The organism is Lentihominibacter hominis (genome assembly GCF_014385065.1).
Taxonomy (GTDB): Bacteria; Bacillota; Clostridia; order Peptostreptococcales; family Anaerovoracaceae; genus Lentihominibacter; species Lentihominibacter hominis.
In genome coordinates, this window is the sequence record NZ_JACRTA010000001.1 from 673616 (window position 1) to 691208 (window position 17593).

The window sequence follows — 17593 nt, forward strand, 5'->3', positions numbered from 1 at the left end:
TTGAATTATTGGACTTTCCAATATTTTTATTGTAAAATAGAAAACATAAAGAACAGCTAATTAAAAATTTTTTATATATAAAAGGAGAATGTCATGAAATACGATTTTACAATTACGAAAAATCCCAATCCAAAAACAAAACCTGATCCCGATACTCTGAGATTCGGTACTGAATTTACCGATCACATGTTTATCATGGAATATGAAGACGGCAAAGGCTGGCACGACGGAAGGATCGTTCCTTACGGCCCTCTTTGTCTGGATCCTGCCGCTGTTGTATTCCATTATGCTCAGGAAATGTTTGAAGGGCTCAAGGCTTACAAGACTCCTGCCGGCAAAGTTCAGCTTTTCAGACCCGACATGAACGCCAAGAGAACCAACAAAACCAATGACAGACTCTGTATTCCTCAGATAGACGAAGATCTTTATGTGGAAGCTATAAAAGCTCTCGTAAAAGTTGATGCTGACTGGATACCACAAAAAGAAGGCACCGCTCTTTATATAAGGCCCTTTATCATTGCTGACGAAGCCTTCCTTGGAGTGCGCCGCTCAAAGCACTACAAGTTCATCATAATTTTGAGTCCCGTAGGCCCTTACTATGAAGGCGGTCTGACCCCTACTAAAATTTATGTAGAGGATAAATATGTAAGAGCTACAGATGGAGGCACAGGTGAAGCAAAATGCGGAGGAAACTACGCTGCCAGTCTGAAAGCCCAAGAAGAAGCCCACGAAAAAGGCTATGAACAGATATTATGGCTGGACGGAGTGGAGAGAAAATATGTAGAAGAGATCGGTACGTCAAACGCCTTTTTCATGATCGGCGACGAAATAATAACAGCGCCTCTTGACGGAACAATCCTCCCGGGGATAACAAGAAACTCCGTTATCGCTCTTTTGAAGAAAAAAGGAATAAAAGTATCCGAAAGAAAACTGGCTATCGACGAAGTAGTAGATGCTTATAAAAACGGACAGTTCAAGGAGATGTTCGCATCCGGTACTGCTGCTGTTATTTCTCCTGTAGGAGAGCTTTGTTACAAGGGTGATTCCATGATAATCAACGGCGGAGGAATCGGGCCTGTGGCTCAGGAACTCTATGATACGCTTTACGGGATCCAGACAGGAACAGTAAAAGACGATATGGACTGGACAGTAGAAGTTAAATAAACACATCACAAAATCAGCTGCCTGTATTGTATCGGTATAGGCAGCTTTTTTAATGCAATATATCAAGCTTTTTGTTTCAGCATTGACTTTATCTAATGCTTAGGTTATAGTACATGCTTAATATCATATCCCAGATAAATTTTGAAGAAATAAACGGAGAGCATAAATGAAAAAATACAACAATACTTTTCTCGAGGGGCCCATCCTCTCTTCTCTTCTCAAATTCTCACTGCCTGTTCTTCTTGCCTTGATCCTCCAGTCCCTTTACGGAGCTGTGGATTTATGGGCAGTAGGCGTTTTCTGCAGTCCTGCCGACGTATCCGCAGTCTCCACAGGAAGTCAGACAATGCTGATCGTCACAGGAATAATAACCGGCCTCTCAATGGGTACCACTGTATTGTTAGGCCAGACTATAGGAAAGAAAGATTTCTGCATTTCAGCTAAAGTAATTTCTGCCAGCATATGGATATTCGCAACCCTTGGTATTTTTCTGAGCATAATAATGCTCTTCGCAGCCCCTTCTATTGCGATACTAATGAATGCCCCTGCAGAAGCGCTGGAAAAGACCATCCATTATATACAGATCTGCGGCGCAGGCAGTATTTTCATCGTCGCTTACAATGTGATAAGCGCTGTTTTCAGAGGAATGGGAAATTCGAAAGCGCCGCTTCTCTTTGTTGCCATAGCCTGTGCAGCAAATATTTTGGGTGATATTATTCTTGTAAATATATTTAATATGGGTACAGAAGGAGTTGCTATTGCTACTATCGCTGCGCAGGCTATCAGTGTTTTATCTTCCATGATACTGATTAAACGGACAGGGCTTCCTTTTCCCTTCACTAAAGAAGACTTATATTTTGACAGATCCACAGCATCTGCTATCATAAAGCTCGGCTCCCCCATTGCTCTTCAGGATATGTGTAATGAGACATCTTATCTAATCCTCATAGGTTTCGTAAATACTCTGGGTGTTACTGCTTCTGCCGGTGTAGGCATAGCTGAGAAACTGGTAATGTTCATGCTTCTGATACCTATGTCTTATATGCAGTCAATCTCTGCTTTCACAGCTCAGAACATTGGAGCAGGTCAATACCTAAGAGCAAGAAAAGCAATGTGGACAGGTATGATGACTGCTGTCTTTTTAGGAGGAGTTATGTCTTTTATTTCCTTTTTTCACGGAGATTTGCTTTCAGCAATATTTATAAGGGATTCCGAAGTTATCGCTGCCTCATCCGAGTTTTTGAAAGCCACATCTATAGAATGCTTCATTCTATCTGCCGCTTATTGCTTTACCGGATATTTCAACGGCATGAGCAAAACTGCTTTTGTCATGGCCCAAGGGCTTTGCGCTATTTTTCTGGTGAAAATACCTTACGCCTGGTTCGCCAGTAACAAAGCCCACCCGCAGCTTTTCCAGATAGGTCTATCCACTGTTTTTGCCGCCCTGTTTACTCTTCTCGTATGCTTGCTGTATTATATCCACAGACAGCGAAGACACCATACAAGCGAGAAAACAAAAGCTATCTCTTTCTAAGCATAGCAGCTATACCGCAGACGGCTGCAAAGAATACTCCGGCACACGGCCAGATAATCCAGCTTATATCCCACCTGCCTGTAAGAAAGCTGACGCCCAGATAAACAGCCGTAACAGTACACCAATATACTTTTGACAAATTATCATTGCGTTTTTTTTCAATCTTTTTTTCAGGAGAATAATCCCCTTCACCAAGAAGTTTCTCATATCCTTCATGTATCGTCCCTGCCCACACAAGAAAAAATACACCTATAGCCACCATCATAAGAAGAACAGCCGTACAATAAAAATACATGCTGTCAGAGGCATGAAACATGACCGCTGCAAACAGAGGTACCGCACATACGATACATAACATAACCCCTACGGTTATGAACCGCTTATAATCAGGCTCAAAATCATTCTGCTTTTTTCTCACAGCCTCTTCAGTTCTCTCTGTCAACGCTAAAGGCTGCGTCTGGATATATTCAAACTTTTCCAGTTTAAGGCCCCATGTTATGAAAACACTTGCAGCTGCCGCTATGATAAGAAGCAGAGCAATCACTCCCGCTGCAGCTGCAGAATCTTCATGCATAGTGAGTCGGCTGCTTTTCACCAATCCCATGAGAATCAACAGTATTACAGGAGAAAAAATACAGGCGGAAACACCTGCCGCGATCTTCTTTGACACATTTTCCACCAGCTGGATATAAGCATTTGCCTCTTCTTCTGTAATTTCTTTTATGAAATACTGCTGATGTTCCTCATATAAAACGGAAGAGAGGCTTCCTTCATATAGATCTTTTTGCTCATTTTCATCTTTAAGAAGAAAATCTGTACTCACACCGAAAATTTCGCTTATTCTTATTATCTTATCCAGATCCGGAACAGATGCTGCACTCTCCCATTTTGATACAGACTGGCGAGAAACATCCAGCCTTGACGCCAGTTCCTCCTGAGACCATCCCCTTTGCTTTCTTAAATCCATAATCTTTTCCGATAACATTCCATTTGCCTCCTGGTAATTGGTTCTTTACTTCACAATAATGTCTCTTCCTGCTTAAGCTAATGGTATGATAGCAAAAAAGCCTGTTGCGTACAACCAAGGTCACTTTGAAATATGTCAACTGGCGGTTGCATCACAGCTGCCTTGGCCATTTTACACAATTTACTTCTTATCCTACCATAAAAAAACCGGCCTCCGAATCATCAGAATTCCTATCTGATACTTCAAGGCCGGTTCATTATTCATTGTCTTTATATAAATTACAGCTTCCTTAAAAGATCCACTATCTCAAGTTTTTCTGCATCGGTGTCAGCTGCATCTTTGATAATTCTTGCCGGCACGCCTGCTACGACAACACCTTCGGGAACATCATCCACGACTACAGCTCCTGCAGCAACTACAGCTCCCTTTCCTATACGGCAGCCTTCAAGTACAACAGCATTGGCGCCAATCACCACATCATCTTCCACTACAACGGGCTGAGCACTCGGGGGCTCGATAACTCCTGCTAAAACAGTACCTGCCCCAATATGACAGTTCTTTCCCACTGTAGCCCTTCCGCCGAGAACTGCACCCATATCAATCATACTGCCTTCACCGATGACTGCTCCGATATTAATTATAGCTCCCATCATTATTACTGCATTATCACCAATTTCAACTTTATCTCTGATAAACGCACCCGGCTCTATTCTCGCTTTGATATTTTTCATATCCAAAAGAGGTATAGCCGAATTCCTGCAGTCATTTTCTATAACATAGTCTTCTATTTTTTCTCTGTTTTCATCCAGGATTCCCTTCACCTGTTTCCAGTCTCCGAACACAATCTTATCTCCACATCCGAATACCTTGCAGCCCTGAAAATCCACAGGACTTTTTTCTTTTACATAAACTTTAACCGGAGTTTTTTTCTCCGCATTTCCTATAAACTCTATTATTTCTCTTGCTTCCATCTTTGGTATGTTCTCCTCCTCTTTTGTTTTACATCCGAAAATTTTTATTTCTGCAAGCCGAACAGTACATCTTCCATATTATAAAATCCCGCCTGAGCTGAAGCTGCAAATTCAGCGGCCTTCAACGCTCCTGCAGCAAAAATTTTCTTAGAACCTGCAGTATGCTTTATCTCCAGTATCTCGTCATTTCCCGCATATATAACAGTATGCTCTCCTGCTATGGTGCCGCCTCTTACTGCATGCACACCGATTTCTTTGCCGCGTTTTCTATTGCCGTCTCTTCCGAAAACATGTTCATAATCATTTTCCTCATCAGCCGCAGCCAAAAGCATCTTGGCAGTTCCGCTCGGCGCATCAAGCTTTTTGTTGTGATGCTTTTCTATTATCTCTATATCAAAAGAATCCTCCAAAATAGGAGTTATCTCTGATATCACTCTCTTCATAACGTTAATTCCCAGTGAATAATTAGCAGAAAACACTACCGGAACCGATTCGGCAAGTTTTTCAATCTGCTTAATCTGCTGTTCTTCATAACCTGTAGTGGCAATCACAGCAGGACAGCTGTGATTCCTGCAATATCCATCCAGCATCTCCAGATTGGCAGGATTGCTGAAATCTATGATAACATCGATCTCCTTCAGTTCATCAGGAGTCTGTCCTTTCAAAGGTTCTATAACTCCTGCCAGTTCAAAGCCTTCCTTTTCTTCAGTCATCTGAGCAAGCACATTTCCCATTGCGCCGCCGCCTAAAATAGCTACTTTCATATTATTATTCCCTTTCATTGATTTTTTAAAACAAAGCCAATTTTTCCATTTCAGTCCTTAAAACAGCCTTCGTATTATCGGCCATAGGACATAGAGGCATTCTGTATCCTCCCACATTGAGACCGGCCATATTCATGGCTTCTTTTATAGGAATAGGATTAGTCTCAATAAACAGAGCATTGATAAAATCAAGATATTTTATCTGCATATCCCTTGCTTTTCTGACATCCCCGTCGAGATATGCTCTCACCATTTCATGAGTCTGTCGGGGCAGTATATTAGCCAGTACGGAAATAACGCCCATGCCTCCCACAGATAAGATCGGCACATTTATGTCATCATTTCCCGAGTACATATTGAAACCGTCGCCTATGAGCTTCGCGAATCTGCTTGCCAGCGCCATGTCTCCGCTGGCCTCCTTTACACCTACTATATTCTTATGTCTGCTGATTTCTTCCATTACTTCATACGGAATATTTATGCCTGTTCTTCCCGGAATATTGTAGATAAGTATAGATGTTTCCACAGAATCCGCAATCTGAATAAAGTGTTTTACAAGACCTGATTTACTGGTCTTATTGTAATACGGGGAAATCACCAACAGAGCATCAGCTCCCATTTTTTCATATTTTAAACTTTTCTCTATGGATTTTTGAGTATTATTCGAACCGCTACCGGCAATAACAGGAACCCTTCCTTTTGCCCTGTCAAGAACAACCCTCAAAATCTCTTCCTCCTCATCGGCTGTCAGAGTCGGTGTTTCCGCCGTGGTTCCAAGTACCAAAATCCCGTCAGTCTTCTGATCCACATGCCAGTCTACCAAATCGCCCAATCTGTTGTAATCAATGCTTCCGTCTTCCTTAAAAGGAGTGATCAGAGCCACTATAGATCCTTGCAACATTTGTGTGTCTCCTTTCTGTCGCTGACTGCGATTGCACAGCATAAAGTTTACATATATTACTATATTTTTATCCGGCTCAGTAAAACTTCCCATCCAATATTCTGACAGAAGGGCCTTCCATATACACATTGCCATCCTCAGCTATGCTTATACTCAGCTTTCCCAATTTAAGGAGAACATCCGCCTGCTTTCCGCATCGTCCCTGCATATTGGCAACCAACACAGAAGCACATGCGCCGGTTCCACACGCCAAAGTCATCCCAACGCCGCGCTCATATGTCTTCACTTCCAACGTCTCATGATCCACCACTTTTACAAAATTCACATTTGTTTTTTCTTTAAATACAGGATGGTTGCAGATCTCCTCCCCAAGTTTGGGAATATCCGCCGATTCAAGATTATCCATGAACACCACTGTATGAATAGTCCCCATAAATAAACTGTTTATCTCTATATCTGTTCCATCGTCCAGCGTAAGATTTCTGAGAAGATAGTTTTCTCCTTTAAAATCCACTTTTATATCATCAGAAGAAAAGAGAGGTTTTCCCATATTTATCTTAACCCTGAAAGGCTCCCGGCAAGTCACTTCCACTACCATATCCCCGGCCAACGTCTTAACAGAATATGAATCCTCCGTCGCAATACCCTCTCTCTTGCAAAAATGAGCAAAACACCTTATACCATTGCCGCACATCGGTGCCCTGCTGCCGTCACAGTTAAAGAAAACCATTTCCAGAGCAGGATCTTGCCTTACAACTATCATTCCGTCAGCACCTGCGCCTGTACTGATATCACACATCCTCACCGCCAATTCCGGATAATCGGAGGGTCTGATATGTCTCGAAAGCTCACGTTCCTTTATTATCACAAAATTGTTTCCGCAGCCGTGATATTTTGAAAATAAAATCATTAACTTACCTGACCTTTTCTGTTATCTTATTTAAATCCTATCATTAAATCACTTTAAGAGCAACTTCCGAAAATCCTCATACTTCCAATCTGTATTGATCTTCATAAGTTTCCCGTTTTATTATCAGTCTGGCCTTCCCGTCTCTGGCAAAAACCACTGCCGGCCGGCCCAGCCTGTTGTAATTGCTCGCCATGGAATACCCATACGCTCCTGTAGAATAAATTGTCAATAAATCGCCTGTTTCCGCCTCAGGAAGCATTATATCCGCAATCAATATATCTCCCGACTCGCAGTTTTTACCTGCTATACAATATGAAATCTGAGGCTCTTTTGAAAACTTTTCCGGAAGCACACACGTATATTCTGCATCATACAGCGCATGACGGATATTATCACTCATACCTCCGTCCACAAAAATATAATTCTTATCTCCGCTTTTTTTCATATCTCCTATTGTATAAATAGTATATCCTGCCTCTCCCACCATAGCTCTTCCGGGCTCAGTTATAAGCTTGGAGATAGTCACACCGCTTTTTTTCAGAGCTTCCTCTGCATATCTGACGAGGTTGGCGCACATCTGTCCAAGAGGAACGGGATCATCTTCTGCTACATATTTTATACCGAATCCCCCACCTATGCTCAGCTCCAAATTATCAAGACCTTTCGATCTCTTCATCTCCGCAAGAAATTCTATCATAGTACCAAGAGCTTTTTCAAAAGATTCTGCATCTATTATCTGAGATCCTATATGGCTGTGAAATCCCGCCAGCCTTATATACGGGCTCTCTTTCAGAGTGTCTATTACATTATAGATATGTTCTTTGTTTTCTATATATATCCCAAACTTTGAATCCGGCTTAGAAGTCATTATGTATTCATGTGTATGCGCTGATATACCCGGATTTATTCTCAGCAGAACTTTAGTGCTTCTCTTCCTCTTCTCTGCCAGCCCAACAAGACGGTTACATTCCATCACATTGTCTATAACAAAATATCCGATCCCGGCATCAAGTGCCATTTCTATCTCCTGATCGCTCTTATTATTGCCGTGAAAATAGACTTTATCCATACCTACGCCAGCCTTCATAGCACAATACAGCTCTCCACCGCTGACTACGTCAAAACCTATCCCCTGCGCCGCCAGAAGTTTGAACAACGCCACTGAAGAAAAGGCCTTGGAAGCATACACCACCTCAGTATCAAATTTGTCTGAAGAAAAATTTAAGACTGCATCATCTGCCTGCTTCATTATCTTTGCTTCATCGTAAACATAAAGAGGAGTACCGAATTCATCTGCAAGACTTCGGCAGTCTACTCCTCCAATCCGTAAAGTTTCCATATATTATTTCTCCTGTTGTTTTAAATTTATAGTCCGATTGCTGCCTGACATCTCTGCATCAAAAACTGCCTGCTGACCTAAAGTTTAAGATACTTTAGACCGCTTTATGCCTGCTTTACAGTCTGTTTTTCGGCATCCCAAAAAACAGATACTTTCAGCTAAGCTCTCCTGTATGATAAAAAGCCAGCAGGGGCATACCTTACTGACTCGCAGAACCAAGATCATATAAGGATAGCACAACTGCCGTGACCATAACGTCTAAGCAGACAGTCATATGGCTATTAGCCATATGCCCACCGGAACCTCACGCCTGAAACACCGGTTCGGCGGAGTCGCCTCCGAGTAAGTCACTGCCTGCCGGCTACTCATCTCTTCATCTGGTCCGCACCTCTATCAACTATTATTTCTGTAAGTATACTAAATATTAAGCTATTATGCAAGGCGCTTTTATTGATATTCAGCGATATCATAAATAACCGCTCTCGTTTTAACTTTAATAAAACGCTATCTATGAAAACATTTATCTTTTTACAGAATTTTAAATTCCCTTATACAAAGCATTGATTCTATTCTAAAATATATTTTGCTGTATTTCGCAAAAATAACAGTATGATAAAAACAGACCCGGAATAAATCCGAGTCTGCAAAAATATTACTGCAAATATCAGTCTTTAGGTATAGGATCACATTTTTTTCCGACAATCAGGAACACAATTCCCAGTACAAGCATTATCCCGCCGCTCCATCTTGCAATATCTATCATGAGCCAGAAATTACTCATGATTCCGGAACCATACATATCAAGATAATATGCAGGTCCCCAACCTCCTTCATACCAAACGAGGAAGAAAGACCCGATCAGACAAACAGCGCCAAACAACAGGAAGAAAAATCCGAATCGTTCTATATCGCCTACAGCCAACTTAGTTTTAGGATTTATCGGATTGTTTTCAGGATCTTTCTTATACAATCCTCCATATATCCATTTACAAATAGGATAGAATACCACGGCCGCCAGAATAGCGATGAAGCCCAGCAGAAAATATTCAGTCCCGTTTACAAAGAAACTGATGACACCTATTATCAGCGGCCCCCCACAGATATATAAAGGCGCCAGTTTGCTCTTCACATAATAAAGATTCCCTCTCTTTTCTACAGGATATTCTTTTCTTATCTTAACATAAGCAAAAGCCAATCCTACATAAAGAACAAACAGTACCGGTGAAAGAATCGTAACCAGTATCTCAAAATTAAGGTTTACGAGAATCATGTTAACTACAGCTACGAGAACTATAGGAATTACAGGTACTCTTCTATTAGGTGACAGCTTGGAGAGGAACTTCGGTACAAGATTATCCTGACCCATAGGGATAAAAGATCTTGAAGCCGATGTTATAAGAGCATTGAATATGGAACATTGAGCTATCACAGCTGCTATCATAAACAGCGCACCTGCCCAAGGAGCTATATTTACCGAAAGCACTGATGAATAATCAAGGCTTACTCCCCATTCATTCCATGGACCTACAGATACGATACCTGCCAGTGTCGGGAGTATGTAGCTCGCAGTGATGATAACAATAGCAATCTTCATTCCTTTAGGAATGATCTGCGGATTTTCAACTTCGCCGCCCAAAAATGAGATAGCTACATATCCGCAGTACATCCATACACCTATAGCAAGACCTGTTCCCCAGCTGGAGAATGCATTATCCCCCTCAACCATAAACGGTGTGAAAGGATCGTTTTCCCAGTGTATGAGACCTACTACTGTTACCGCCGCAAAAGCAATCAGGATTATAATACAGAATATTGTACTTGCGATACTTACTTCCTCAAGGCCTCTCAGGTTTATAATCATAAACACAAGAATAAACACCGCTTTGAGAAGGAATGCCGTAACAGGTGTAAGCGGCACATACATGCCTATGTAATCAACAGCCAGAACTACATATGCAGGACCTGTAAGGAAATTTGCCAATCCCATCCAAAATCCCATGGAAAATCCCCAGAACTCTCCAAAAGCCATCTTTGACCATACATAAGGCCCGGCATCTACCGGAACAAGATTCGAAAGTTCCGAACAGTAAAGACCAATAGGCATCGCCCAGAGAATCGGGATCAGCACAAGAAGCAGCAATGTAAGCCCCGGTCCTGATGATGAAATCATAGACTCAATACCAAAAGCTCCGCCGGCACACGCACAGTAGATAAAGAAAACCATAGTCGACAGCGCAAAATGTTTCTTTTTCATACCGGGCGTGGCATCTGTCAATATCTGTCCACCCGTGTAATTAACTTTTGACATAATCTTTCTCCTTTCATAAAATAAAATAATAATGATAATTTCTCGCCTCCTTATATTAAGGAAGCATATATACAGCCAACTTGGCTTGTATTTTCTCTATGCACTTATGCACTATATGTAGTTACTCCATCCATAATAGTCTCACAGACTTTCACCTCATAAATCCTTTCCGGCGGTATATCAAGAATATTCTCTTCAAGAATAACAAAATCAGCGTATTTGCCTACTTCTATGGACCCTATCACATCTTCCATATGCATCTGATAGGCATTATTGATAGTAAACCCTTCAATGGCTTCCCTCACCGTAGTTACCTCATCCGCCGGCTCCAGTACCGGAGCATCCGGCTGGCCGTACATCTTCCTTGTAGCGCACATCTGTATACTCCTGAGCGGTTCCCTGCCATACTCATCAACAGGGAAATCACTGCCCAGCGCCATTTTTGCTCCTGAATCTATAAGACTTCTCATACGAAAAGTCTCATTATTTATATGACCGAGAACTTTATCCATAAGAGGGTTTCCATACATCCATACACCTGTCGAATTTGCGATTATATTATATTTCCCAAACAACGGAATATCCTCAGGAGCAATATACTGAGAATGTGAACAAGTTATTCTGCAGTCATCATATCCCGCCTGACGGATAGCTTTCGCCATAGCTATTACTGACTTAGCCGCTACATCTCCGATGGCATGCATATTTACATCCAGTCCGGCCTTTGCCGCTTTCAGTCCGGCCTTTGCCGCCTGTTCTTCGTTCATAAGAGGCTTCACAACAGATCCATCCTCAGGATAAGGTTCGCTTATGGCAGCCGACCTGCTTTCCATCGTTCCGTCATTTATAATCTTCAAAAAATTCATTCTGAATCTGTCATCATTATACTTTTCACGAGCCTTTATAAGAGCTTCAATCCGCAAATCCACCAGATTCTGATCCTCAACATGACATGTACAGCCTACGAATCTCTGAAGATATCTTCCGCTGCTCCTTACAGCGTCCAGCGCCTCATAATACTGTTTTTCCAGATAAGCATACATACCCATATCAGCGGTCCCTGTAACGCCCATAGACGCATAATCGGCTGAATTTTCCGCCATTATATTCACAACGCTTTCTGCATCGAAAAAGTCGATCTTAGTCATAATCATGGCTTGGGATCGTCCTTCTACCACATGTCCGGCAGGATTTCCTTCTTCATCTCTTGAAAAATAATGAAGTCCCGGAAGAGGATCCGGAGTATCTGAAGTAATTCCTGCCTCTTCAAAACATTTGCTGTTTGCCCATGCTTCATGACCTCCGCTTCCTAAAAAAAACATCGGTTTATCCGGGCATATATTATCCAGAAGCTCTTTTCGAGGTCCCTTTTCATCAAAAAGCCATTCGGCATATCCCAGCCCAAAATACGAACTGCTCTCAGGATGCTCCTCTACGTATCTTTTTATCTGCATGAGACATTCATCGAGAGTCCAGTCTATATCGAATACAATCTGAGACAGAACATGCGCCGCCATAACGGGATGGCAGTGACCATCTATAAACCCGGGCAGCATCATCTTTGTCCCAAGATCGCGGATTTCGGTTTTATCATCGCAAAATGCGTCAGCTCCGGCTCTGTCTCCTACATAGATAATCTTGTTTCCCTGGACTGCAACCGCTTCTGCCCATTCCTGCTCTTTGTCCACTGTGAATATATAGCCGTTTACATACAGTTTGTCTGCCTTCATTATGCCCTCCTTTTTGCGAATATTTAATCAGCATTAATTTTTAAAAAATTTTAACTTTTTAAAAATTATAATACCTCTTGTAGGGGCTAAGTCAAGATGTTTTTTAAATATTCTTAAAAAAATTAATATTTCTAAACTCTTTTAAGCTCTATTACTTTTGTTGCCACATTTTCGCAAAATGAAATATCATGTTCCACAAAAACCATTGTGGGTCTGCAACGTATAAGCACATTTTCTATCTGCATACGAGATATGATATCTATAAAATTCAGCGGCTCATCCCAAATATAAATATGAGCTTTTTCACAGAGACTTCCAGCTATGGAAACCTTTTTCTTCTGCCCTTGACTGAACTGACTGATGTCTTTGTAAAACTGTGCTCTTTCCATCCCCATTTTTATCAGAACAGACTTAAAGATACTCTCGTTTATCCCGAGATTCTCTGCATATTCGCTCAAAGATCCCTTTAAATGCGAAGTATCCTGAGGAACATAGGAAATTTTCAGTCCTCGGGCCTTGTATACATCACCGGTGTAGGTAATGCCCCCACCGTTTATCAACCTGAGCAGACTTGATTTTCCGCTGCCATTTCTTCCTCTGACAGATAGTCGCTCTCCCTGTCTCAAAGACAAATTTACATCGCCGCATACTGTTTTCTCTCCATAAAGTAATGAAACATTATTCAGCTCTATAAGTCTGCTGCTGCTATTAATAAGCGTTGAAACAGACAGAACTTCAGTCCTCTCGATATTATGAAGAAGCTTTGACTTTTCTTCGGCAGCTTTCTGCCGTCTCATTTCTGCAGACTTCGATCGCTTCATCATTTTAGCGGACCTATGCCCCACATACCCTCTGTCAGCCTTAAGACCTGCATTCTTCGTGCCATATTTACTCTTTTCAATTTTATCTGACCACACAGCAGTTTTCTTAGCCGATGAAGAAAGCCGTTGAATATCCTTTTCCAACCTATGATTTTCATTGAGTTCCATCTGATCCTGCCTGCATTTATTTTCATACCATGATGAAAAGTTTCCTTTCTGTATCTGAATATCCGCTTTATTTACAGAAATAATATGATCCACACACATATCCAGAAGTGTTCTGTCATGAGAAACAACAATAAAGCCTTTCTTTTTACAAAGATATTCTCCTACTATTTTTCGGGCTTCCGAATCAAGATGATTGGTAGGCTCATCTATCAACATAAAATTATTCTGTTTCAAAAATAAAGCCGCAAGAAGAGCCTTGGTCTGTTCTCCGCCTGACAGCGACGAAAAAGAGCGATACATCACTTCTTCATCAATCTTCAGCAGTGCAAATTCTCTGTACAGCTCCCAGTCCATACACTCAGGGGCAATCTCTCTTAAAACATCTATGGTATATTTATCTTTATCATCCACATCATAAGGGAAATAATCAAAACAGACACTGCTTTTTATCACTCCTTTGTACTCGTACCGTCCCCGAAGAAGATTCAGAAATGTTGTTTTTCCTCGGCCATTTCTTCCGATAAGCCCCAGTTTCCAGTCTGTGTCAATTTGAAAATCCACATCCTCAAAGATCAGATCAAAACTGCCGTCATAAGAAAAAGTCAGGCCTGCTACATTTATCAAACTCATAAATATTCCTCCTTATTCACACAAAAAAAAGAGCTACAAGAAAGTAGTTTCTCATAGCTCAAAACAGCTCAAAATTCAATTTATTTTATTGACCCGAGTATTAAGTACAAAATCTGCTGATACACCTATCATATCCGGCAGCAGATTTTATCACATTCCGTCAACACCGCAAACCGATATCTCCCATGTTATAAAAAGCTTTGCTAACTTTCATGCAAACTGCAGACAATACCGCAAAAACGATATAACTGCTCATATATAAATTATTTGCAAGAAAAGTTATACATCCTTTCACCTCATTCTCAGATTTGTTTAATATTATATCAAATAGCTGTATCAAAATCAACTTCAGAATCCATTAGATTACTTAGCCAGCCTGTAAAGAGCTTCTGCATAGATCTGAGCGGTCTTAAACAGCCAGTCTGAAGAAACAGATTCATCTTCTACATGAAACTGCAAAGGTTCACTCTGCAAAGCCATTCCATAAGGCACAAAGCCTTTCATTATTCTGGCATACGATCCGCTGCCGTTTGCATACGGCATAGAATCCATATCACCGGTTTCTTCTCTGTATACTTCTATCAGAGTTCTTGCAGGTTCACTTTCGGGATCTGTATAAAAGCCCTCTATGAAATGTGTCACCTCCATAGACATGCCTGTGCCTGTTATGGATTTTTTTATCCTATCAGACATTTCTTCTATCCCCAGCGAAAGAGGCAGTCTCGCATTAGACGAAACAGACAAAATTCCATCTTCATAATCTATGAGCGCCACATTATTAGTAGTCACCCCAGTCTCATCCCGCACACAAATACCAAGCCCCTCTCCGGTGACATCCCGACACAGAAGCTCCGGTAATTTACCAATAGTGCGGCAGATATCATGAGGCTCAAAGCTTTGACTTGCTATGTTCTCTATTAGCTTAGCTATGGCGTTTTCTCCCTGCCATGGAGTTGACGCATGAGCCGAGACTCCGTTCTCTCTTATGGTTTGAATTATATTGCCATCTTCGTCTGCAAACACAGCTTCTGCCCAAGTCGGAACCACATTCAGCGCATCTCCGCCTTTTATACTTTTAAGAATCCGTCTTTTCCCTACTGATTTCACCGCTTCTCCATCTATAGAAGATTTTGCTGTAAGTTTTGTGTTGACGAAATGTTTTTCGGAAAAGCATATAGGAAAATACGAATCAGGAACGATACCACAGGATGGAATACGTTCAGCGTTCTCCAGATAATGACGCAGACACGGGAAGCTGCCGCCTTCCTCGTTAGTCCCGATTATCTGAATTATATTCCGGCTGAGAGGAAGGCCGCTCTCCTTTATGGCGAGAGCAGCATAAAAGGCTGCTATAGTAGGCCCTTTATCGTCTACCGCTCCGCGTCCATATATCCTTCCTTCATGTATTTGCCCGCCGTACGGATGATATGTCCAGTTTCCGCCTGCCGGAACAACGTCAACGTGACCTATAGTTCCGACCGCATTGTCTTTGTCATCTCCGAATTCCAGTTCGCATACCATATTATCATAATTGACAGACCTGAATCCCTTAGACTTACCAAGTTCTATCATAAATTCCATGGCTTTTTTCGGACCTTCTCCGAAAGGAGCTTCCTCTGAACAGTCCTCAGGATTTTCTTCTGTAACAGATTTTATTCTTATAAACTCCTGAAGCTTTTCCGTCATCTCATCTTTGTAATCCTTTAATATGTTTTTTAATTTTTCGTTCATATTTAATTATCCTTATATACGGTTTTACCATCCATCACTGTTTCACAAATCTTTACCTTATGTATCTCTGATACAGGGATATCAAACAGATTCTTTTCCAGAATCACCAGATCTGCATATTTCCCCGGCTGTATAGATCCAAGTTTATGATCCATATGCATTTGATAAGCGTTATTTATCGTATAACTCTTTATACCGTCTTTAACAGAAAGTTTTTCTTCATAAGGTTTGAGCACAGGAAGTTCCGGATGATCAAAAAGCTGCCTGCTACATCCCATTTCTATTCCTTTAAGTGGCTCTCTGCCAAACTCGTCTACAGGAAAATCCGAACCCTGACCCATACGGCATCCTCCCGCTATCATTGTCTTAAGCCGAAACGTATGATTCTGTCTGTCTCCAATGACTTTCTCCATATCAGGATTTCCGTAATGCCAGACACATGTAGTATTGGCAACCACATTATATTTACCAAATAGCGACAATTCTTCATCCTTCACATAATCACAATGAGAGTTCACTATACGGCAGTCATTATATCCGGCATCTCTCACAGCCCGAGCCATAGCCAGCGTACCGCTTATAGCTTCATCTCCTATACCGTGAACATTGATATCCAAACCTTCTTTCGCCGCTTCAACACCTAATCTGGCTATTTCCTGCCTGTCAAAAAGAGGATATACCATCGATCCATCTTCATCATAAGGCTGGCTTAAAGCCGCAGATCTGGTTTCAAGTGTACCATCGTTTATTATTTTCAGAAAATGTATTCTGAATTTATCGGAATCATATTTTTTCCTATACTCTCTCAATCTCGGCATGACGATATCTACATCTTCTTTCTCGGCTACCATACGGCCGCATCCAAAGAATCTCTGTTTATAAGTTCCCTTTTCAATCATTTCAGGAATTTTTCCAAAATAAACTTTAAGACCAAATTCAGGCGATCCCATATCACAAGTAGACGTAACCCCCATTGAAGCATAGCCATCAGAATTTTCTTTTATAACTCCTTCTATTTTCCTGTCATCAAAAAAATCTACTTTATCCATTATCATGCTTTGTGTGGAGATTTCCAGCAAATGCCCCGTAGGATTCCCTTGAGCATCTCTGTGAAAATAATGAAAACCCGGTATTGGATCAGGAGTCTCTTTTGTTATGCCGGCGATCTCAAGAGCTTTTGTATTGACCCAAGCTTCATGAGCGCTGCTTCCCAATATCATCATAGGTTTATCAGCACAAATATCATCCAACAGCTCTTTTTTAGGTCCGGTTTCATCAAATATCCATTCTGCATATCCTATTCCAAAATATGTCTGATTGTCCGGATTCTCTCTGACAAATCTGCGTATTTCCTCAAGGCATTCTTCAATGCTCCATTCCACCTGAAGATATACTCCGCAGAGATAATGAGCCGCCATCACAGGATGGCAATGACCGTCGATAAATCCCGGCAGCATCATCTTGCCATTCAGATCACATATCTCTGTATTTTCTGCACGAAAGATCTGTACGCCGGCATTGTCACCAACATAAATTATTTCATTACCTCTGATGGCCACAGCCTCAGCCCAATCATCATTTTCATTAACAGTAAAAATATTACCGTTTATATAAATTTTATCAGCTTTCATAGAATCCTCCTTCTTCATATAATA

At 41.3% G+C, this 17593-nt stretch carries 13 protein-coding genes and 1 riboswitch; of the genes, 2 read left to right on the plus strand and 11 right to left on the minus strand.

All coding sequences use genetic code 11. The features are described from left to right. Positions 1-93 precede the first annotated feature (93 nt). Both H8692_RS03240 and H8692_RS03245 read left to right on the plus strand, forming a co-directional pair. Positions 94-1164 (plus strand): branched-chain amino acid aminotransferase, encoded by a 1071-nt coding sequence (locus tag H8692_RS03240; RefSeq protein ID WP_187524979.1) that lies wholly within the window; start codon positions 94-96, stop codon positions 1162-1164. 166 nt (positions 1165-1330) lie between these two features. Continuing rightward, positions 1331-2698 (plus strand): MATE family efflux transporter, encoded by a 1368-nt coding sequence (locus tag H8692_RS03245; protein WP_177270849.1) that lies wholly within the window; start codon positions 1331-1333, stop codon positions 2696-2698. Here H8692_RS03245 and H8692_RS03250 read toward each other — a convergent pair. The 11 genes from H8692_RS03250 to H8692_RS03300 all read right to left on the minus strand — a co-directional run bounded on the left by H8692_RS03250 (position 2685) and on the right by H8692_RS03300 (position 17569). After that, on the minus strand, positions 2685-3683 hold the full coding sequence (locus H8692_RS03250; protein ID WP_187524980.1) for a helix-turn-helix domain-containing protein: 999 nt from the start codon (positions 3681-3683) through the stop codon (positions 2685-2687). The genes H8692_RS03245 and H8692_RS03250 overlap by 14 nt on opposite strands. 260 nt (positions 3684-3943) lie before the next feature. Continuing rightward, positions 3944-4636 carry a 2,3,4,5-tetrahydropyridine-2,6-dicarboxylate N-acetyltransferase gene (dapD, locus tag H8692_RS03255; RefSeq protein WP_177270851.1) on the minus strand — a complete coding sequence of 231 codons (693 nt, stop codon included), beginning with the start codon at positions 4634-4636 and terminating at the stop codon, positions 3944-3946. Between the two features lie 44 nt (positions 4637-4680). Continuing rightward, positions 4681-5418, minus strand: a complete 738-nt coding sequence (gene dapB / locus H8692_RS03260; protein WP_243206881.1) for a 4-hydroxy-tetrahydrodipicolinate reductase — start codon at positions 5416-5418, stop codon at positions 4681-4683. A 7-nt stretch (positions 5419-5425) separates the two neighbouring features. Continuing rightward, complete coding sequence (dapA, locus tag H8692_RS03265) at positions 5426-6301, minus strand: 4-hydroxy-tetrahydrodipicolinate synthase (protein ID WP_177270853.1); 876 nt, start codon at positions 6299-6301, stop codon at positions 5426-5428. Between the two features lie 76 nt (positions 6302-6377). Further along, on the minus strand, positions 6378-7211 hold the full coding sequence (gene dapF, locus H8692_RS03270) for a diaminopimelate epimerase (protein WP_177270854.1): 834 nt from the start codon (positions 7209-7211) through the stop codon (positions 6378-6380). Positions 7212-7287: 76 nt separating this feature from the next. Continuing rightward, a complete protein-coding gene (gene lysA, locus H8692_RS03275) occupies positions 7288-8550 on the minus strand; it encodes a diaminopimelate decarboxylase (protein ID WP_177270855.1) in 1263 nt (420 codons plus the stop codon). 224 nt (positions 8551-8774) lie between these two features. Next, a riboswitch (Lysine riboswitch) is annotated at positions 8775-8951 on the minus strand. Between the two features lie 263 nt (positions 8952-9214). Further along, complete coding sequence (locus H8692_RS03280) at positions 9215-10858, minus strand: APC family permease (protein WP_187524982.1); 1644 nt, start codon at positions 10856-10858, stop codon at positions 9215-9217. Positions 10859-10962: 104 nt separating this feature from the next. Continuing rightward, positions 10963-12588, minus strand: a complete 1626-nt coding sequence (locus tag H8692_RS03285; protein WP_177270857.1) for an amidohydrolase — start codon at positions 12586-12588, stop codon at positions 10963-10965. A 131-nt stretch (positions 12589-12719) separates the two neighbouring features. After that, a complete protein-coding gene (gene abc-f / locus H8692_RS03290; RefSeq protein ID WP_177270858.1) occupies positions 12720-14207 on the minus strand; it encodes a ribosomal protection-like ABC-F family protein in 1488 nt (495 codons plus the stop codon). Between the two features lie 363 nt (positions 14208-14570). Further along, positions 14571-15938 (minus strand): Sapep family Mn(2+)-dependent dipeptidase, encoded by a 1368-nt coding sequence (locus tag H8692_RS03295; RefSeq protein ID WP_187524983.1) that lies wholly within the window; start codon positions 15936-15938, stop codon positions 14571-14573. 2 nt (positions 15939-15940) lie between these two features. Beyond that, entirely contained in the window at positions 15941-17569 is a 1629-nt protein-coding gene (locus H8692_RS03300; protein WP_187524984.1) for an amidohydrolase, read from the minus strand. Positions 17570-17593 lie beyond the last annotated feature (24 nt).